Origin of the sequence: Serpentinimonas raichei, assembly GCF_000828895.1 — a bacterium.
Taxonomy (GTDB): Bacteria; Pseudomonadota; Gammaproteobacteria; order Burkholderiales; family Burkholderiaceae_C; genus Serpentinimonas; species Serpentinimonas raichei.
In genome coordinates, this window is the sequence record NZ_AP014568.1 from 779,726 (window position 1) to 798,764 (window position 19,039).

The 19,039-nt window shown below is 63.2% G+C and carries 19 protein-coding genes and 1 tRNA gene; all 20 read left to right on the forward strand.

Going from position 1 to position 19,039, the window contains the following annotated elements:
• Positions 1–77: 77 nt before the first annotated feature.
• A complete protein-coding gene (gene rpsO, locus SRAA_RS03675; protein WP_045531072.1) occupies positions 78–344 on the forward strand; it encodes a 30S ribosomal protein S15 in 267 nt (88 codons plus the stop codon).
• Positions 345–591: 247 nt separating this feature from the next.
• Complete coding sequence (gene pnp, locus SRAA_RS03680; RefSeq protein WP_045531074.1) at positions 592–2,736, forward strand: polyribonucleotide nucleotidyltransferase; 2,145 nt, start codon at positions 592–594, stop codon at positions 2,734–2,736.
• Between the two features lie 34 nt (positions 2,737–2,770).
• The gene (gene tpiA / locus SRAA_RS03685; RefSeq protein WP_045531075.1) at positions 2,771–3,532 is read left to right on the forward strand and encodes a triose-phosphate isomerase; all 762 of its coding nucleotides are present in this window, start codon (positions 2,771–2,773) and stop codon (positions 3,530–3,532) included.
• 19 nt (positions 3,533–3,551) lie between these two features.
• On the forward strand, positions 3,552–3,920 hold the full coding sequence (gene secG / locus SRAA_RS03690) for a preprotein translocase subunit SecG (RefSeq protein ID WP_045531077.1): 369 nt from the start codon (positions 3,552–3,554) through the stop codon (positions 3,918–3,920).
• A gap of 98 nt (positions 3,921–4,018) precedes the next feature.
• A tRNA-Leu gene (locus SRAA_RS03695) sits at positions 4,019–4,103 on the forward strand.
• Between the two features lie 66 nt (positions 4,104–4,169).
• On the forward strand, positions 4,170–4,529 hold the full coding sequence (locus SRAA_RS03700; protein ID WP_045533227.1) for an NADH-quinone oxidoreductase subunit A: 360 nt from the start codon (positions 4,170–4,172) through the stop codon (positions 4,527–4,529).
• A gap of 61 nt (positions 4,530–4,590) precedes the next feature.
• Positions 4,591–5,070 (forward strand): NuoB/complex I 20 kDa subunit family protein, encoded by a 480-nt coding sequence (locus SRAA_RS03705; protein ID WP_029462570.1) that lies wholly within the window; start codon positions 4,591–4,593, stop codon positions 5,068–5,070.
• An 18-nt stretch (positions 5,071–5,088) separates the two neighbouring features.
• Positions 5,089–5,733, forward strand: a complete 645-nt coding sequence (locus tag SRAA_RS03710; protein WP_082039886.1) for an NADH-quinone oxidoreductase subunit C — start codon at positions 5,089–5,091, stop codon at positions 5,731–5,733.
• Between the two features lie 23 nt (positions 5,734–5,756).
• Positions 5,757–7,010, forward strand: a complete 1,254-nt coding sequence (locus tag SRAA_RS03715) for an NADH-quinone oxidoreductase subunit D (RefSeq protein WP_045531079.1) — start codon at positions 5,757–5,759, stop codon at positions 7,008–7,010.
• Positions 7,007–7,534, forward strand: coding sequence for an NADH-quinone oxidoreductase subunit NuoE (gene nuoE / locus SRAA_RS03720; RefSeq protein ID WP_045531081.1), 528 nt, complete (start codon positions 7,007–7,009; stop codon positions 7,532–7,534). The genes SRAA_RS03715 and nuoE overlap by 4 nt, the downstream gene beginning before the upstream one ends.
• Positions 7,531–8,883, forward strand: coding sequence for an NADH-quinone oxidoreductase subunit NuoF (gene nuoF, locus SRAA_RS03725; RefSeq protein ID WP_045531083.1), 1,353 nt, complete (start codon positions 7,531–7,533; stop codon positions 8,881–8,883). Before nuoE ends, nuoF begins: the two co-directional genes overlap by 4 nt.
• Before the next feature lie 13 nt (positions 8,884–8,896).
• Entirely contained in the window at positions 8,897–11,050 is a 2,154-nt protein-coding gene (gene nuoG, locus SRAA_RS03730; protein WP_045531085.1) for an NADH-quinone oxidoreductase subunit NuoG, read from the forward strand.
• Positions 11,047–12,123: an NADH-quinone oxidoreductase subunit NuoH gene (gene nuoH / locus SRAA_RS03735; protein ID WP_045531086.1), complete on the forward strand. Its 1,077-nt coding sequence runs from the start codon at positions 11,047–11,049 to the stop codon at positions 12,121–12,123. Before nuoG ends, nuoH begins: the two co-directional genes overlap by 4 nt.
• 15 nt (positions 12,124–12,138) lie before the next feature.
• The gene (nuoI, locus tag SRAA_RS03740; protein ID WP_029462577.1) at positions 12,139–12,648 is read left to right on the forward strand and encodes an NADH-quinone oxidoreductase subunit NuoI; all 510 of its coding nucleotides are present in this window, start codon (positions 12,139–12,141) and stop codon (positions 12,646–12,648) included.
• A 29-nt stretch (positions 12,649–12,677) separates the two neighbouring features.
• Positions 12,678–13,346: an NADH-quinone oxidoreductase subunit J gene (locus SRAA_RS03745; RefSeq protein WP_045531087.1), complete on the forward strand. Its 669-nt coding sequence runs from the start codon at positions 12,678–12,680 to the stop codon at positions 13,344–13,346.
• Positions 13,346–13,657: an NADH-quinone oxidoreductase subunit NuoK gene (gene nuoK, locus SRAA_RS03750; RefSeq protein WP_029462579.1), complete on the forward strand. Its 312-nt coding sequence runs from the start codon at positions 13,346–13,348 to the stop codon at positions 13,655–13,657. Before SRAA_RS03745 ends, nuoK begins: the two co-directional genes overlap by 1 nt.
• Before the next feature lie 24 nt (positions 13,658–13,681).
• Positions 13,682–15,700, forward strand: coding sequence for an NADH-quinone oxidoreductase subunit L (gene nuoL, locus SRAA_RS03755; protein ID WP_045531088.1), 2,019 nt, complete (start codon positions 13,682–13,684; stop codon positions 15,698–15,700).
• 13 nt (positions 15,701–15,713) lie between these two features.
• Positions 15,714–17,189, forward strand: a complete 1,476-nt coding sequence (locus SRAA_RS03760; protein WP_045531089.1) for an NADH-quinone oxidoreductase subunit M — start codon at positions 15,714–15,716, stop codon at positions 17,187–17,189.
• 36 nt (positions 17,190–17,225) lie between these two features.
• Complete coding sequence (nuoN, locus tag SRAA_RS03765; RefSeq protein WP_045531090.1) at positions 17,226–18,713, forward strand: NADH-quinone oxidoreductase subunit NuoN; 1,488 nt, start codon at positions 17,226–17,228, stop codon at positions 18,711–18,713.
• Between the two features lie 15 nt (positions 18,714–18,728).
• Entirely contained in the window at positions 18,729–19,034 is a 306-nt protein-coding gene (locus SRAA_RS03770; protein ID WP_045531091.1) for a DUF2818 family protein, read from the forward strand.
• The last annotated feature ends 5 nt before the right edge of the window (positions 19,035–19,039 follow it).

The window sequence follows — 19,039 nt, forward strand, 5'->3', positions numbered from 1 at the left end:
GCTGCACCCCCAAAGCCTTGGCGCTGGGGCTGCATGCACCCTGCGGCAGGTCGCAAGTCACCCTAGAAAGTTGTTACATGATCGCTCAATCCGTTAAAGCCGAAGTCATTTCGGCCAACGCCCGCTCTGCCCACGACACGGGCAGCCCCGAAGTGCAGGTCGCCATCCTCACCGCTCGCATCAACGAGCTCACGCCGCACTTCAAAACCCACGCCAAAGACCACCACGGCCGCCGCGGTCTGCTCAAAATGGTGAGCCGTCGGCGCAAGCTGCTCGACTACCTTAAAGGCAAAGACTCCAGCCGCTACGTGGGTCTGATTCAGAAACTGGGTCTGCGCAAATAAACGGCGGCGCTTGCATTCCTGCTTGCGCCCCCACTTGCCCCAATTTTTCTGCTTTTGAACGTGCAAAACGCCTCGGTAGCCCTGCCGCCGCAGGCGTTTTTTGCGCTTCATTTTCCTTTGCCCTTGCGTGCTCATTCAGAGCGAAGCTGTGTCATTCCAAAGCCGTCGCGCACCGCGGCGGCGCTGGAATGGCATCGTGTTCTGAAGGCTCGGCATGGGCTATCAACCCCCCACCTTAGGAACACCCATGGGCCTGTTTAACAAAGTCAGCAAAAGCTTCCAATGGGGCCGCCACACGGTGCGCCTTGAAACCGGCGAGATCGCACGCCAATCCAGCGGCGCCGTGCTGCTCGATATGGACGGCACCGTGGTGCTGGCCACCGTGGTCGCCCGAACCGAGGCCAAGTCCGGGCAGGACTTTTTCCCCCTCACCGTCGATTACCTCGAAAAATCTTACGCTGCGGGCAAAATTCCGGGTAGCTTCTTCAAGCGCGAAGGCCGCCCAAGCGAGTTCGAGACCCTCACCAGCCGCCTGATCGACCGCCCGATCCGCCCGCTCTTTCCCGAAGGCTTCTTCAATGAAGTGCAGGTGGTGGTGCACACGCTCTCGCTCAACCCCGAGGTCGATGCCGACATCGCGGCCCTGATCGCCACCAGCGCCGCCTTGTCGATCAGCGGCATCCCCTTCAACGGCCCCATCGGCGCAGCCCGTGTCGGCTACGTCAACGGCCAGTACCTGCTCAACCCCGGCCAGACCGAGCGCGCCAACAGCCAGCTCGATCTGGTGGTGGCGGGCACCCAAGCTGCGGTGCTGATGGTCGAGAGCGAGGCCCAGCAACTGTCGGAAGAAGTGCTGCTCGGCGCTGTGGTCTTTGGCCATGAGCAAGGCAACATCGCCATTGCCGCCATCAACGAATTGGTGCGCGATGCCGGCAAGCCCGAATGGGACTGGCAGCCGCCGGCGCGCAACGAGCCGCTGATCGCGCGCGTCGAGGCGCTGGCCCGCGAAGCGCTGGTGGCGGCCTACCAGATCCGCAACAAACAGGCGCGCACCCAAGCCTGCCGCCAGGCCTACGCCGCCACCATGGCCGGGCTCAAGGCCGAGGGCGTCGAGTTCGACTCGGTCAAGGTCGAAGAGCTGCTGTTCAACATCGAAGCCGGCATCGTGCGCGGCCAGATTCTGGCCGGCGAGCCGCGCATCGACGGCCGCGACACGCGCACCGTGCGCCCGATCGAAATCCGCACCGGCGTTCTGCCACGCACCCACGGCTCGGCGCTGTTCACACGCGGCGAAACGCAAGCGCTGGTGATCGCCACCCTGGGCACCGAGCGCGATGCGCAGCGCGTCGATGCGCTGGCGGGCGATTTCGAAGACCGCTTCATGCTGCACTACAACATGCCGCCCTTTGCCACCGGCGAAACCGGCCGCGTCGGCAGCCCCAAGCGGCGTGAAATCGGCCACGGCCGGCTGGCCAAGCGCGCTCTGGTGGCTGCGCTGCCACCCAAAGACGAGTTCCCCTACACCCTGCGCGTGGTGAGTGAAATCACCGAATCCAACGGCTCCTCGTCCATGGCCTCGGTCTGCGGCGGCTGCCTGGCGCTGATGGATGCGGGCGTGCCCATGAAGGCGCACGTGGCCGGCATCGCCATGGGCCTGATCAAAGACGGCAACCGCTTTGCCGTGCTGACCGACATTCTGGGTGACGAAGACCACCTGGGCGATATGGATTTCAAGGTCGCGGGCACCACCGGCGGCATCACGGCCTTGCAGATGGACATCAAAATCCAGGGCATCACCAAAGAAATCATGCAAGTGGCGCTGGCGCAGGCCAAAGAGGCGCGGCTGCACATCTTGGGCGAGATGCAGGCGGCGATGGGTTCAGCCAACACCGAAATCAGCGACTTCGCCCCGCGCCTCTACACCATGAAGATCAACCCGGAGAAAATCCGCGACGTGATCGGCAAGGGGGGTGCCACCATCCGTGCCCTGACCGAAGAAACCGGCACCCAGATCGACATCGCCGAAGACGGCACCATCACCATCGCCAGCAACGAATCGGCCAAGGCCGAAGAGGCCAAGCGGCGCATCGAGGCCATCACGGCCGAAGTCGAAATCGGCAAGGTCTATGAAGGCGCGATCACCAAAATCCTCGATTTCGGTGCCTTGGTCAACCTGCTGCCAGGCAAAGACGGCCTGCTGCACATCAGCCAGATCGCGCACCAGCGCGTCGAAAAAGTCACCGACTTCCTCAAAGAGGGCCAAGTGGTCAAAGTCAAGGTGCTGGAAACCGACGAAAAAGGCCGCATCAAGCTGTCGATGAAGGCGCTGCTGGACCGCGACGAGGTGCAGTCGGCCCCGGCGCAGCAGCCGCAAGCGGCGCAAGATGACTGAACCCCGGCCGCTGCAAGGTATCTGAGAGTCCACCATGCGCAAGAAACTGATCGTCGGCAACTGGAAGATGAACGGCAGCCAAGCGGCCAATGCCGAGCTGCTGGCCGCGCTCAAGGCGGGCTTCAACCCGGCACAATCCGAGCTGGCCTTGTGTGCCCCGGCCCCGTACCTGCTGCAATTGCAAGCGGCTTTGCAGGGCAGCGGCATAGACTGGGGCGCGCAAGATGTGTCGGCGCACGAGGGCGGGGCCTACACCGGTGAGGTGAGTGCGGCCATGCTGCGCGACTGCGGCAGCCGCTACGTGATCGTCGGCCACTCCGAGCGGCGCCAATACCACGGCGAGAGCGACGACTTGGTCGCACTCAAGGCGCAGCGTGCGCTCGCCGCGGGCCTGACCCCGATCGTCTGCGTGGGCGAGACGCTGCCCGACCGCGAGGCCGGCCGCACCGAGTTCGTCGTCAAGCGCCAGTTGTCGGCCGTCATTCATGCGGTGGGCCACTGCTGCAGCGAGATCGTGGTCGCCTACGAGCCGGTGTGGGCCATCGGCACCGGCTTGAGCGCCAGCGCCGAGCAGGCGCAGGCGGTGCATGCGGTGCTGCGCGCCCAGTTGCGCGCCGCCACGGCGCAGGCCGAGCGCAACCGCATCCTCTACGGTGGCAGCATGAACGCGGCCAACGCGGCCGAGCTGCTGCGCCAGCCCGACATCGATGGCGGGCTGATCGGCGGCGCATCGCTCAAAGCCGCCTCGTTTTTGTCCATTGCCGCGGCCAGCCCGGTTGTGGCGCTGTCAAACTGATTGTTGGAGTTTTGTTCCCATGAGTAATATTTTGTTGACCCTTCTGCTGGCGGTGCAACTGCTGTCGGCGCTGGTGATGATCGGCCTGATTCTGGTGCAGCACGGCAAAGGGGCCGATGCCGGTGCCTCGCTCGGGGGCGGCAGTTCCGGTGCCGCCACCTTGTTTGGCGCCAGCGGGGGCTCCAACTTCATGTCGCGCAGCACCGCCATTTTGGCGACGGTGTTCCTGAGCTGCACCTTGGCCTTGGCCTATTTTGGTCAGGCACCCCAAGCTGGGGCTGGCACCGTGCTGGAAACGCTCCCCGTCGCCCCACCGACGCCGGCGGACCAGATTCCGGCTGCCCCGGTTGCTCCGCCTGCGGGTGTCGGTCAAATTCCCGCACAGTAAGGTTTTGTAAAGTTTGCCCCGGTTTTTCGGGGTAAAATCTGGGTCTGTTGAGCAGTGTGTGCGGTGCAGCCAAACACACTTGCCTGACGCAACATTTGGCCGACGTGGTGAAATTGGTAGACACGCTATCTTGAGGGGGTAGTGGCGAAAGCTGTGCGAGTTCGAGTCTCGCCGTCGGCACCAATCAAGTATTAACCTACGCGCAGCAGCGCTGTGCTGCCGCATGGTTTGAATCTGTGGGGCATCAAGATGAATCTAGAGCTTTACCTGCCTGTACTCTTGTTTATTCTGGTCGGTCTCGCTGTTGGGGTGTTGCCTCAAGTCATCGGTTATGTCTTGGGCCCCAATCGGCCCGACCCCGAAAAGAACTCCCCCTACGAGTGCGGCTTCGAGGCCTTTGAGGACGCGCGCATGAAGTTCGATGTGCGCTATTACCTTGTGGCCATTCTGTTCATCCTTTTCGATCTTGAAATCGCCTTTTTGTTTCCGTGGGCGGTGGCTTTCAGTGAAATCGGTTTTACCGGCTTCTTGGCCGGCATGATGTTTCTCGCCATCCTCACCGTAGGCTTCATCTACGAGTGGAAAAAAGGGGCGCTGGATTGGGAGTGAGCGGTTTGTCGTCCGCCTGCCATGGCGGCAGCGGCAGATCATTTACACAAGGACGAATGCGATGATCGAAGGCGTACTCAAGCAGGGCTTTGTCACGACCAGTTACGACTCGGTGGTGAACTGGGCCAAAACCGGCTCCATCTGGCCCATGACATTCGGCTTGGCCTGCTGTGCGGTCGAAATGATGCACTCGGCGGCGGCCCGTTACGACCTCGGGCGTTTTGGGGCCGAGGTGTTTCGCGCCAGTCCGCGCCAGTCCGATCTGATGATCGTCGCCGGCACCCTGTGCAACAAAATGGCACCTGCGCTGCGCAAGGTCTATGACCAAATGGCCGAGCCGCGCTGGGTCATCAGCATGGGCTCCTGTGCCAACGGCGGCGGCTACTACCACTACAGCTACTCGGTGGTGCGCGGCTGCGACCGCGTGGTGCCGGTGGATGTCTATGTGCCGGGCTGTCCGCCCACGGCCGAGGCCTTGATCTACGGCATCATCCAGTTGCAGCAAAAAATCCGCCGCACCCAAACCATCGCCCGCGTCTGAGCAGCGAAAGGCACAGCCATGACACAAGCAAGTTCCGGGGCCGATCATCTGGGCGCATGGACGCAACTGCCGCTGGCCACGGTGCAGCAAACGCTGGCGCTGGCCTTGCAGGAGCGCGCCACGGTGCAGGTGAGCGCCAGTGGCGAGATCGATATCGAGGTGGCGCCAGCGCATTATTTGGGCGTGATGCAGACCCTGCGCGACGCCACCGGCTGCCGCTTTGAGCAGTTGATCGACCTGTGCGGCATCGACTATTCCGAATACCGCAACCTGCCTTGGAGCGGTCCGCGTTTTGCCGTGGTGGTGCATTTGCTGTCGGTTTCGCTCAATCAGCGTGTGCGCGTGCGCGTGTTTTGCCCCGACGACGACTGGCCGCAAATCGATTCTCTCAGCGCCTTGTGGTCCGCCGCCAACTGGTACGAGCGCGAAGCCTTCGACCTGTACGGCATCGTGTTTGAAGGGCACCCCGATTTGCGCCGCATCCTGACCGATTACGGCTTCATCGGGCACCCGTTTCGCAAAGATTTTCCGCTCTCGGGCCATGTCGAAATGCGTTACGACCCGGAACGCCGCCGCGTGGTCTATGAGCCGATCACCATCGAGCCGCGTGAGAACACGCCGCGCATCGTGCGCGAAGACCATTACGGCAGTGGCCTGCGCTAAAAGCCGTTGGAGCGGATCAAAACATGGCTGAAATCAAGAACTACACCCTCAACTTCGGGCCCCAGCACCCGGCCGCCCACGGCGTGCTGCGCTTGGTGCTGGAGCTCGATGGCGAAGTCGTGCAACGCGCCGACCCACACATCGGACTGCTGCACCGCGCCACCGAGAAGCTGGCCGAGCACAAGACCTACATCCAGTCGCTGCCCTATATGGACCGGCTCGATTACGTCTCCATGATGTGCAACGAGCACGCCTATTGCCTGGCAATCGAAAAGCTGCTCAACATCTCGGTGCCCATTCGCGCCCAGTACATCCGCGTCATGTTCAGCGAGATCACGCGCTTGCTCAACCACCTGATGTGGCTGGGCTCGCACGGCAACGACTGCGGCAGCTCCACCATCCTGATCTACGCCTTTCGCGAGCGCGAAGACCTGTTCGATATGTACGAGGCGGTCTCAGGGGCGCGCATGCACGCGGCCTATTTCCGCCCCGGCGGCGTGTACCGCGACTTGCCTGATGCCATGCCCCGGCACGCCGAAAACAAGATCCGCAACGCCCGTTCCACGGCCGATCTGAATCGCAACCGGCAAGGCTCGCTGCTCGATTTCATCGAAGACTTCACGCAGCGCTTCCCGGTCTATCTGGGCGAATACCACACCCTATTGACCGACAACCGCATCTGGAAGCAGCGCACCGTGGGCATTGGCGTCATCAGCCCCGAGCGCGCGCTCAATATGGGGCTCACCGGCCCCATGCTACGCGGCAGCGGAATCGCCTGGGACTTGCGCAAAAAGCAGCCCTACGACGCCTACGCCCAGATGGAATTCGACGTGCCCGTGGGCAAGACCGGCGACACCTACGACCGCTACCTGGTGCGCATGGAGGAGATGAAGCAGTCCAACCGCATCATCCAGCAGTGCATCACTTGGCTGCGCGCCAACCCCGGGCCGGTGATCACCGACAACCACAAGGTGGCCCCGCCCACGCGCGAAGCCATGAAATCGAGCATGGAGGAGCTGATCCACCACTTCAAGCTCTTTACCGAGGGCTTTCATGTGCCCGAAGGCCAGGCCTATGCGGCGGTCGAGCACCCCAAAGGCGAGTTTGGCATCTACTTGGTGAGCGACGGGGCCAACAAGCCCTACCGGCTCAAAATCCGGGCGCCAGGCTTCCCGCATCTGGCGGCCCTCGATGAAATGGCACGCGGCCACATGCTGGCTGACGCGGTGGCCATCATCGGCACCATGGACATCGTGTTTGGAGAGATTGACCGATGAGCGCAGCAACCCCATCCTTGCAGTCCGTGGCTTTTTCCGAAGCCACCTTGGCGCGCTTTGCGCGCGAAGTGGCCAAGTACCCGCCCGATCAAAAGCAGTCGGCGGTCATGGCCTGTTTGTCCATCGTGCAGCAAGAGCAGGGCTGGGTCAGCCCAGCGGCCGAGCAGGGCGTGGCCGACATCCTCGGCATGCCGGTGATGGCGGTGCACGAAGTCACCACCTTCTACAACATGTACAACCAGCAGCCGGTGGGCCGCTTCAAGCTCAACGTCTGCACCAACCTGCCGTGCGCGCTGCGCGACGGGGAGCACGCGCTGCAACACCTGGAGCGCCGCTTGGGCATCCAGAAGGGCCAAACCACGGCCGATGGCTTGTTCACGCTGCAACAGTCCGAGTGCCTGGGCGCTTGCGCCGACTCGCCGGTGTTGCTGGTCAACGACCGCCACATGTGCAGCTTCATGAGCACCGACAAGCTCGACCAACTCATCGACGGCCTGCGCGCTGCGACAAAGGAAGAAGCATGAACGTCAACCAGGTGCTGGAGCAGTTCCAGTCGCGCGGCATCGAGACCTGCTTTCACGGCCGCCACATCAGCCCGCAGATGGTCGTCGGCCTTGACGGCAGCAACTGGGGTTTGGCCGACTACGAGGCGCGTGGCGGCTATGCGGCGCTGCGCCAGATCCTTGGGCTTGACGGCGGCGAGGCGATGACGCCCGAGGCCGTCATCGCCCACGTGAAAGAGTCCGCTTTGCGCGGCCGTGGCGGGGCCGGCTTTCCCACCGGCCTCAAATGGAGCTTCATGCCGCGCCAGTTCCCGGGTCAAAAATACCTGGTCTGCAATTCCGACGAAGGCGAGCCCGGCACCTGCAAAGACCGCGAGCTGCTGATGCACAACCCGCATCTGGTGATCGAGGGCATGGCCATTGCCGCCTACGCCATGGGCACCAGCGTGGGCTACAACTACATCCACGGCGAAATTTTCCAAGTCTATGAGCGCTTCGAGGCCGCACTCGAGCAGGCGCGCGCCGCGGGCTACTTGGGCGAGCGCATCCTAGGCACCGACTTCAGCTTCCAACTGCACGCGCACCACGGTTTTGGGGCCTACATCTGCGGCGAAGAAACCGCGCTGCTCGAATCGCTCGAAGGCAAAAAGGGGCAGCCGCGCTTCAAGCCGCCGTTCCCGGCCAGCTTTGGCCTGTACGGCAAACCGACCACCATCAACAACACCGAAACCTTCGCCGCCGTGCCGTGGCTGATCCGCAATGGCGGCAAGGCCTACCTCGATTGCGGCCGCCCCAACAACGGCGGCACCAAGATTTTTTCGGTCAGCGGCGACGTGGAACGCCCTGGCAACTACGAAGTGCCCATGTGCACCTCGTTTTGCACCCTGCTCGAACTGGCCGGCGGCGTGCGCAAAGGACGCAAGCTCAAGGCGGTGATTCCCGGTGGTTCGTCGTCGCCGGCGCTGCCCGCTGATCTGATCTTGAGTTGCACCATGGACTACGACTCGATCAGCAAGGCCGGCTCGATGCTCGGCTCGGGCGCGGTGATCGTGCTCGACGACAGCCGCTGCATGGTCAAGGCGCTCAAACGCCTGAGCTATTTTTATATGCACGAATCCTGCGGCCAGTGCACGCCGTGCCGCGAGGGCACCGGCTGGTTGTGGCGCATCGTGGACCGCATCGAGCGTGGCCAAGGCCGGCCCGAAGACCTCGCGCTGCTCGACAACGTGGCGGAAAACATCATGGGGCGCACCATCTGCGCCTTGGGCGACGCGGCAGCAATGCCGGTGCGCGGCATGATCAAGCACTTCCGGCACGAGTTCGAGCACTACATCGAACACAAGACCGGCATGGTTGCGGCCTCCGTTTGAACAGAAGAACACCATGCTTGAAATCGAACTCGACGGCAAAAAGGTGGAGGTGCCAGCAGGCAGCATGATCATGCATGCGGCCGAGAAGGCGGGCCAGACCATCCCGCATTTCTGCTACCACAAAAAGCTCTCCATCGCCGCCAACTGCCGCATGTGCTTGGTGGAAGTGGAGAAAGCGCCCAAGCCCATGCCGGCTTGCGCCACCCCGGTGACGCAGGGCATGGTCGTGCGCACGCGCAGCGAAAAGGCGATCAAGGCGCAGCAGTCGGTGATGGAGTTTTTGCTCATCAACCACCCGCTCGACTGCCCGATCTGCGACCAAGGCGGCGAGTGCCAGTTGCAGGACTTGGCCGTGGGCTACGGCGCGGGCCAGTCGCGCTACCAGGAAGAAAAGCGCGTGGTGGCGCACAAAGAGGCGGGTCCGCTGATTTCCATGGAGGAAATGAGCCGCTGCATCCACTGCACCCGCTGCGTGCGCTTTGGGCAAGAGATCGCCGGCCAGATGGAGCTCGGTATGAGCCACCGCGGCGAGCACGCCGAGATCGAAACCTTCGTCGGCCAGACCGTGGACTCCGAGCTGTCGGGCAATATGATCGACATCTGCCCGGTGGGTGCGCTCACCAGCAAGCCCTTTCGCTACCAGGCCCGCACCTGGGAGCTGTCGCGGCGCAAGAGCATCAGCCCGCACGACTCCACCGGCGCCAACCTGATCGTGCAGGTAAAAAACCACCGCGTGCTGCGCGTGGTGCCGCTGGAGAACGAGGCCGTCAACGAATGCTGGATCGCCGACCGCGACCGCTTCAGCTACGAAGCCCTCAACGGCGACGAGCGCCTGACGCAGCCCATGCTCAAGCAAGGCGGGCAGTGGCGCACGGTGGATTGGCAGACCGCGCTCGAATACGTGGCCAATGGCTTGCAGCAGATCAAGGCCGATCACGGTGCGGCGGCGATAGGCGCCGTGGCCAGCCCGCATTGCACCCTGGAAGAGCTGCACCTGGCTGGCGCGCTGCTGCGCGGCCTGGGCAGCCACAGCATCGACACGCGCTTGCGCGCCGCAGACTACCGCCACGCCGCCCCGGCGGGTGTGGCGCGCTGGCTCGGGCTGCCGATCGCCGAACTCTCCACGCTCGAGCGCGTGCTGGTGATCGGCTCCAACCTGCGCAAAGACCACCCGCTGCTGGCGCAGCGCATCCGCCAGGCGCAACGCCGCGGCGCCCAAGTGAGCGCGCTGGTGTCCGAGGCGCCAGACTGGGCGCTGCCGCTGGCGCACACGCTGGTGGCCGAGGCCGGTCGTTGGCCGCTGGAGTTGGCCGGCATCGCCGCTGCGGTGGCGCAAGCGCAGGGCATAGCGTCGCCGGTGCCCAGCCCCGAGCCCGTGAGTGAGCGCGCATGCGCCATCGCCGCCTCGCTGCTGGGTGGCGAGCGCAAGGCGCTGTTGCTGGGCAACGCCGCCGCGCACCACGAGCAGGCATCCAGCTTGCTGGCGCTGGCGCAGTGGATCGCAGAACGCACCGGCGCGCGCTGGGGCACCTTGAGCGAAGCCGCCAACACCGTGGGCGCGCAACTGGTGCAGGCGCTGCCCGGCGCCGGCGGCCTCAACGCCACCCAAATTTTGAGCGGTGCCGCCAAGGCGGTGCTGCTGCTCAACGCCGAAGTCGGGCTCGACACGGCGGTGTGCGGCAAAGGGCTGGCGCAGGCGCAGATGGTCGTGAGCTTAAGCCCCTTCAAAGCCAACCTCGAACACTGCGACGTGCTGCTGCCCATTGCTCCCTTCACCGAGACCTCGGGCAGCTTCGTCAACGCCGAAGGGCGCTTGCAGAGCTTTCACGCCGTGGTGCGGCCGCTGGGCGAAGCGCGCCCGGCTTGGAAAGTGCTGCGCGTGCTGGGCCAAATGCTGGGCCTGCCCGGTTTCGATGCCGACAGCTCGCAAGCCGTGCTGGCGCAAGCCCTGCCTGGTGTGGCCAGCGGCCAGTGCGTGCCCGCTGAGCGGCTCGACAACCGCAGCCAAGCCACCATCGACCTCACCGTGGGCAGCGCCACGCCCTGCGTGGCCAGCATTTACCAGCTTGATGCGCTGGTGCGCCGTGCCCCTTCGCTGCAGCAAACCGCCGACGCCCGTGCGGCCCGCACCGCCGCCCACGCCCACCAGACCGGAGACCGCGCATGATCGACGCCCTCTACTACGGCGGCCTGAACCTGTTCGCAGCCGCCTGGTGGCAAGAAGCCGCCTGGCCGGTGCTGTGGGCCCTGATCAAAATCATGGTCATCGTGGCACCCCTCATGGGCGCCGTCGCCTACCTCACCCTGTGGGAGCGGCGCCTGATCGGCTTCATGCAGGTGCGCTTGGGGCCGAACCGCGTCGGTCCGCAAGGTTTGCTGCAACCCATCGCCGACGCCTTCAAGCTGCTCACCAAAGAGCTCATCACCCCCACCGCAGCCAGCCCGGGCCTGTTCTGGATCGCCCCGATGCTGGCCATCATGCCGGCGCTGGCGGCCTGGGCCGTGATTCCCTTCGGCCCCGAAGCGGTGCTGGCCAACGTCAACGCCGGTTTGCTGCTGCTGCTGGCCATCACCTCGATCGAGGTTTATGGCGTCATCATCGCTGGTTGGGCGGCCAACTCCAAATACGCCTTCTTGGGTGCGCTGCGCGCCTCGGCGCAGATGGTGAGCTACGAAATCGCCATCGGTTTTTGCTTCCTGGTGGTGGTCATGACTGCGGGCAGCCTGCAACTGGGCGAGATCGTCGCCTCGCAGCAGCAGGGCATGTTTGCCGACATGGGGCTCAACTTCCTGTCTTGGAACTGGCTGCCGCTGCTGCCGATCTTCATCGTCTTCCTCATTTCGGGCGTGGCCGAAACCAACCGCCACCCCTTCGACGTGGTCGAGGGCGAGGCCGAGATCGTGGCCGGCCACATGGTCGAGTACTCGGGCATGCGTTTTGCCATCTTCTTCCTGGCCGAATACGCCAGCATGTGGCTGATCTCGATCCTGGCGGTGCTGATGTTCCTGGGTGGCTGGTCGGCCCCGATCGCGGCGCTGGACTTCATCCCCGGCTGGATCTGGCTGGCGCTCAAGACCTTCTTCGTGGTCTCGCTGTTCATCTGGATCCGCGCCACCTTCCCGCGCTTCCGCTACGACCAGATCATGCGTCTGGGTTGGAAAGTTTTCATCCCCGTCACGCTGATCTGGCTGGTGGTGGTCGCCGTCTGGATGCAGACGCCTTGGAACATCTGGGATTAAGAGGAGCGCACTCGCATGTCTGCTACCGCCGTTGCACCTTTCTCGCTGAAAGATTTTCTCAAGAGCTTCCTGCTCGTTGAGCTGTTCAAGGGCATGGCCCTGACCGGGCGCTACGCCTTTAGGCCCAAGGTCACGCTGCAATACCCGGAAGAAAAAACCCCGCTCTCGCCGCGTTTCCGGGGCCTGCACGCGCAGCGCCGCTACGAAGACGGCGAGGAGCGCTGCATCGCCTGCAAGCTGTGCGAAGCGGTGTGCCCGGCCATGGCCATCACCATCGAAGCGGCCGAGCGCGACGATGGCACCCGGCGCACCACGCGCTACGACATCGACCTCACCAAGTGCATTTTCTGCGGCTTTTGCGAAGAGGCCTGCCCGGTCGATGCCATCGTCGAGACCCACATCCTCGAATACCACGGTGAAAAGCGTGGCGACCTGTATTTCACCAAAGAGATGCTGCTGGCCGTGGGCGACCGCTACGAAAAAGAGATCGCAGCCGCCCGCGCGGCGGATGCACCCTACCGCTGAACCCGAGCGCTAACCAGGCAGAACACGATATGGATTTTCAAGCGGGTTTTTTCTACGTCTTTGCGGCGCTGCTGTTGTTTGCGGCGTTCAAGGTCATCACGGCGCGCAACGCGGTGCACGCGGTGCTGTACCTGATGCTGGCCTTCTCGCAGGCGGCGGCGATCTTTTTGCTGCTCAAGGCCGAGTTTCTGGCCATCACGCTGGTACTGGTCTATCTGGGCGCGGTGATGGTGCTGTTTTTGTTCGTCGTCATGATGATGGACATCAACACCGAGGTCTTGCGCAAGGGCTTTTGGCGCCATTTCCCGATCACCGCGCTGCTAGGGGCCGTGATCAGCGTGCAGTTGATCGTGGTGCTCTGGTTTGGCTTCCCCCAGATGACGGTCGATCCGGCGGTGCTCACCCGCGGCATGCACGTGCCGGGGCATGAGAACACGCTGGAGCTCGGCTTGCTGCTCTATTCCGCCTACCTGTACCCGGTGCAGATCGCCGGCGTGATTTTGCTGGTGGGCATGATCGCCGCCATCGCGCTGGTGCTGCGCGAGCGCAAAGACAGCAAGGCCATCGACGCCAGCATTCAGGTGCGCGTCAAGGCCGCCGACCGCTTGCAAGTGCTGCACATGCCGCCCACACCCAAGCCCGCTGCGGCTGCGCCAGACCAAGCCCCTGCCGCCCAGGCCAAGGAGGGCCAGCCATGATGACCACGCTCACTCTGGGGCATTTCCTCTCGCTCGGGGCGCTGCTGTTTGCGCTCTCGGTGGTGGGCATTTTCCTGAACCGGCGCAACCTGATCGTGCTGCTGATGTGCATCGAGCTGATGCTGCTGGCGGTCAACATCAACTTTGTCGCTTTTGCCTACTTCCACGGCGATCTGCACGGGCAGGTGTTCGTGTTCTTCATCCTCACCGTGGCGGCGGCCGAATCGGCCATCGGGTTGGCAATTTTGGTGCTGTTGTTCCGCAACCGCCAATCGATCCGCGTCGATGAGCTCAACGCGCTCAAGGGCTGACAGGCCACAAGGACAGTCACAAGCATGAGTACTACCCTTTCTGCAAGCACGCTGCTGGCGGTGCCGCTGGCGCCCTTGATCGGCGCGGTGCTGGTCGGCATCTTTGGCACCCGCTTGGGCGGCAACTGGTTCGGGCGCCGCCTGTGCCACACCATCGCCATCCTGGGCGTGCTGGTTTCCTTCATCTTGTCGGTCGCTGTGCTGCTCGACGTGATCGACGGCGCACGCTTCAACGACTCGATCTACGAGTGGATGGTGATCGGCGGGCTGACGATGGAGATCGGCTTCATGGTCGATGGCCTCACCGCCATGATGATGGCCGTCGTCACCTTCGTCTCGCTCATGGTGCACATCTACACCATCGGCTACATGGAGGAAGACGAGGGCTACAACCGCTTCTTCTGCTACATCTCGCTCTTTACCTTCTCGATGCTCATGCTGGTCATGAGCAACAACCTGCTGCAACTGTTCTTTGCGTGGGAAGCGGTGGGGCTGGTGTCGTACCTGCTGATCGGCTTTTGGTACAAGCGCCCGACGGCGATCTTTGCCAACATGAAGGCCTTTTTGGTCAACCGCGTGGGCGACTTTGGCTTCCTTTTGGGCATCGCGCTCATCGCCGCCTACACCGGCAGCCTGAACTACAGCGAAATTTTTGCCAAGCTGCCCGAACTGGCCACGGTCGAATTCCCGTGGTACATCTTGGGCCAGGAAGCGCTGCTGGTGACGGTGATCGCCATCTGCCTGTTCATCGGTGCCATGGGCAAATCGGCCCAGTTCCCGCTGCACGTCTGGCTGCCCGACTCGATGGAAGGCCCGACCCCGATCTCGGCCCTGATCCACGCCGCCACCATGGTCACGGCCGGCATCTTCATGGTCGCGCGCATGTCGCCGGTGTTCGAGCTCTCGGACGCGGCGCTCAACTTCATCCTCATCATCGGCGCCATCACCGCGCTGTTCATGGGCTTGCTGGGCATGGTGCAAAACGACATCAAGCGCGTGGTGGCCTATTCCACCCTGTCGCAACTGGGCTACATGACGGTGGCGCTGGGCGCTTCGGCCTACTCGGTGGCGCTGTTCCACCTCATGACGCACGCGTTCTTCAAGGCGCTGCTGTTCTTGGCTGCGGGCTCGGTGATCATGGGCCTGCACCACAACCAAGACATGCGCTGGATGGGCGGCTTGCGCAAGTACATGCCCATCACTTGGATCACGGCCTTACTGGGTACGCTGGCGCTGGTCGGGATGCCGCTGTTTTCGGGCTACTACTCCAAGGAAGCGATCAAGCTCTCAGCCGATTTCAGCGGCCTGCCAGCGGCCACCTTTGCCTACTACGCCTTGCTGGCGGGCGTGTTCGTGACCTCGTTCTACTCGTTCCGGCTCTACTTCATGGTCTTTCACGGCCCCGAGCGCTACCACCTGAACCCGGACGCGCACCACGACGACCATGGCCACCACGGCCACGACGAGAAACCGCACGAGTCGCCTTGGGTGGTGACGGTGCCGCTCTTGCTGCTGGCGGTGCCCTCGGTGGTGATCGGTTACCTGACCATCGGCCCGATGCTGTTTGGCGATTTTCTGGCCGATGCCGTGCACGTCAACCACGTGCTGCACCCAGCCATGACCGAACTGGCTGCGCTGTATCACGGCCCGCTGGCCTTTGCCCTCAAAGCCTTCAGCTCCATCGGGCTCTATCTGGCCATTGCCGGTGCCTTGCTGGCCTGGTATTTGTACCTGCACAACCCGAAGCTGGCACCCGTGATTGCGCACAAGCTGCGCCCGCTGGTGGTGCTGCTGGAAAACAAGTACTACCTCGACTGGTTCAACGAAAAGGTGATCGCGCGCGCCACCATGGCGCTCGGCAGCGGGCTCTGGAAGGGCGGCGACCGTGGCCTGATCGAAGCCGGGGTGGTGAATATGAGCTGGAAGCTGGTGGGCCGCATCGCGGCGGTGGTGCGCCAGGCGCAGACCGGCTACCTCTACCACTATGCTTTTGTGATGATCGTGGGCGTGCTCGCGCTCATGACCTACTTCGTCTGGCGCTAAGGAGAACAACAACATGGGTTTGCTTAGCCTTGCGATCTGGACCCCGATCCTTCTCGGTGCCGCGCTGCTGGCCTTTGGTCGCCGCCTGAGTTCGCAGCAGGTGCGCTGGGTGGCGCTGGCCGCTTCCCTGCTCGGGTTGGCCGTCACCCTGCCGCTCTACACCGGCTTTGAAATCGGCGCAGCCGGGTTTCAGTTCGTCGAAAAAGTGCTCTGGATCGAGCGCTTCAATGTTCACTACCACGTCGGTGTCGATGGCATTTCGCTGTGGCTGATTTTGCTCACGGCCTTTACCACGGTGATCGCCGTGATTGCCAGTTGGGAGTCGATCACCGAGCGCGTGCACCAGTACATGGGCGCCTTTTTGATCTTGTCGGGGGCCATGATCGGCGTCTTTGCGGCCCAGGACGCGCTGCTGTTCTTCCTGTTCTTCGAAGCCACCCTGATCCCGATGTACCTGATCATCGGCATCTGGGGCGGACCGAACCGCATCTACGCCGCCTACAAGTTCTTCCTCTACACGCTGCTCGGCTCGCTGCTGATGCTGCTGGCGCTGATCTACCTCTACAACGCTTCGGGTGGCAGCTTCGACTTCCAGGTCTGGTACGACTTGCCGCTCACCAGCACCGAGCAGACGCTGCTGTTCTTTGCCTTCTTGGCGGCCTTTGCCGTCAAGGTGCCGATGTGGCCGGTGCACACCTGGTTGCCCGATGTGCACGTGGAAGCCCCGACCGCCGGTTCGGCGGTGCTGGCAGCGATCATGCTCAAGCTCGGCGCTTACGGCTTTTTGCGCTTTTCGCTGCCCATCACCCCAGACGCCTCGCAAGAGTGGGCTTGGCTGATGATTGCGCTCTCGCTCATCGCCGTGATCTACGTCGGGCTGGTGGCGCTGGTGCAGCAGGACATGAAAAAGCTGGTGGCCTACTCCTCGGTGGCGCACATGGGCTTTGTCACGCTGGGCTTTTTCCTGTTCAACGAGCTGGCGCTGGCCGGCGCCATCGTGCAGATGATCGCGCACGGCTTCGTCTCGGCCGCCATGTTCCTGTGCATCGGCGTGCTCTACGACCGCATGCACTCGCGTGAAATCTCCGACTACGGCGGCGTCATCAACCCCATGCCCAAGTTTGCCGCCTTTGCGCTGCTGTTCACCATGGCCAACGCCGGCATGCCAGGCACCGCCGGTTTTGTGGGCGAGTGGATGGTGATTCTGGGTGCGGTGCAAGCCAATTTCTGGATCGGCCTCGGGGCCGCCACGGCGCTCATACTGGGCGCGGCCTATTCGCTGCTGATGTTCAAGCGCGTCTATCTGGGCGCGGTGGCCAACGACAACGTAAAAGCGCTGTTCGACATCAACGCCCGCGAATACTTCGTGTTGGCCGTGCTGGCGCTGGCGGTGTTGTTCATGGGCGTCTTTCCCAAGCCCTTCACCGACGTGATGATGCCCGCCGTGACCGAGCTGCTGCAGCACATCTCGGTCAGCAAGCTGCCCTGATTCGCCCGCCCCATCTGGATTTGAAAGAGCCACCCCATGATTGACCGATTGAGTTGGGCCGCGATCACCCCCGAGCTGCTGCTGCTGGTGATGGTCTGCGTGATCGCCATTTACGATTTGTTTCTCAAGTCGCCGCAGCGCTGGGCCACGCATTACCTGACGCTGCTCACACTGGCTGCGGCCGCCTTCCTGACCGGCTCGGCGGCGCTTAGCGGCCAGACCTTCAGCGGCTTTGGCGGCATGGTGGTGAGCGACCCGATGGGCAACTGGCTCAAGTGCTTTGCCGCCCTCACCATGATGGTGCTGCTGATCTATGCCCGGCCCTACGCCGGGGCGCGCGGGATGATGCGCGGCGGCGAGCTCTACACCCTTGGGTTGTTTGGCCTGCTGGGCATGTACGTGATGATCTCGGGCCACAACCTGCTCATCATCTACCTCGGGCTGGAGCTGCTGGCGCTGTCGAGCTTTGCGCTGGTGGCGCTGCGCCGCGACGACCTGCGCGCCACCGAAGCGGCCATGAAGTACTTTGTGCTGGGTGCGCTGGCCAGCGGTTTCCTGCTCTACGGCATGTCGCTGGTCTATGGCGCCACGGGTACGCTGGACATACGCGCGATGGCCGTGGCGATCGAGGCCGGGGTGGCGCAGCCGCAGGTGCTGATGCTGGGGCTGGTGTTCGTGGTGGCTGGGCTGGCCTTCAAGCTCGGGGCGGTGCCCTTTCATATGTGGGTGCCCGATGTCTATCACGGCGCACCGACGGCGATCACGCTGTTTATCGCCTCGGCCCCCAAGCTGGCCGCCTTTGCCATCGTGATGCGGCTGCTGGTGGAAGGCATGCCCGCGCTGGCCTTCGACTGGCAGCAGATGCTGGCGGTGCTGGCGGTGCTCTCCTTGATCGTCGGCAACTTGGCGGCGGTGGCGCAGAGCAACCTCAAGCGCATGTTGGCCTTTTCGACCATCGCGCAAGTGGGCTTTTTGTTGCTGGCTTTTGTGGCCGGGGTTGGGGCCGATGGCAACACCGCCAACATGAGCACCGCCTACAGCGCCGCCATGTTCTACATCATCACCTACGTGCTCACCACGCTGGCGGTGTTTGGCGTGATTTTGCTGCTCAGCCGCGACGGCTTCGAGTCCGAAGAAATCAACGACCTGGCCGGCCTGAACCAGCGCAGCCCGCTTTACGCCGGTGTGATGGCGGCGGGCATGTTCTCGCTTGCCGGGGTGCCGCCGCTGGTGGGCTTTTACGCCAAGCTCACGGTGCTGCAGGCGCTGTTGGCCGCAGGCGATGGAATCTATCTGTGGCTGGCGGTGTTTGCGGTGCTGATGTCGCTGGTGGGCGCGTTCTACTACCTGCGCGTGGTCAAGGTGATGTACTTCGATGCGCCCACGCAAACGGCGGCCATTTCGGCCCCGCTGGAGCTGCGCGCGGTGCTCTCGCTCAACGGGGCGCTGCTGCTGCTGCTGGGGCTATTTCCCGGTGCGCTGCTCGCCCTTTGCGCGCAAGCCATTGCGTCGCTGCTGGTTTGAGTTAAGCTATCTAGCATGAATCAAGACTTCTACGTTTTTCTGGTGTTGGGCTTGGCGCTGGTGTTTGCCAACCTGCCGTTCATGAGTCAGCGCGTTTTCTTGGTGCTGCCCTACAAGGGTGGCATCAAACCGCTGTGGTTGCGCTTTGCCGAGCTGCTGGCCTGTTACTTCATCGTAGGCGCCATAGCCAAAGGCATCGAACTCAGCCAAGGGCAGATCTACCCGCAAGGCTGGCAGTTCTACGTCGTCACCATTTCCCTGTTTCTCACCTTTGCCTTTCCCGGCTTTGTCATTCGCTACATGCTGGTCCGTCGCACCTGAAGCCT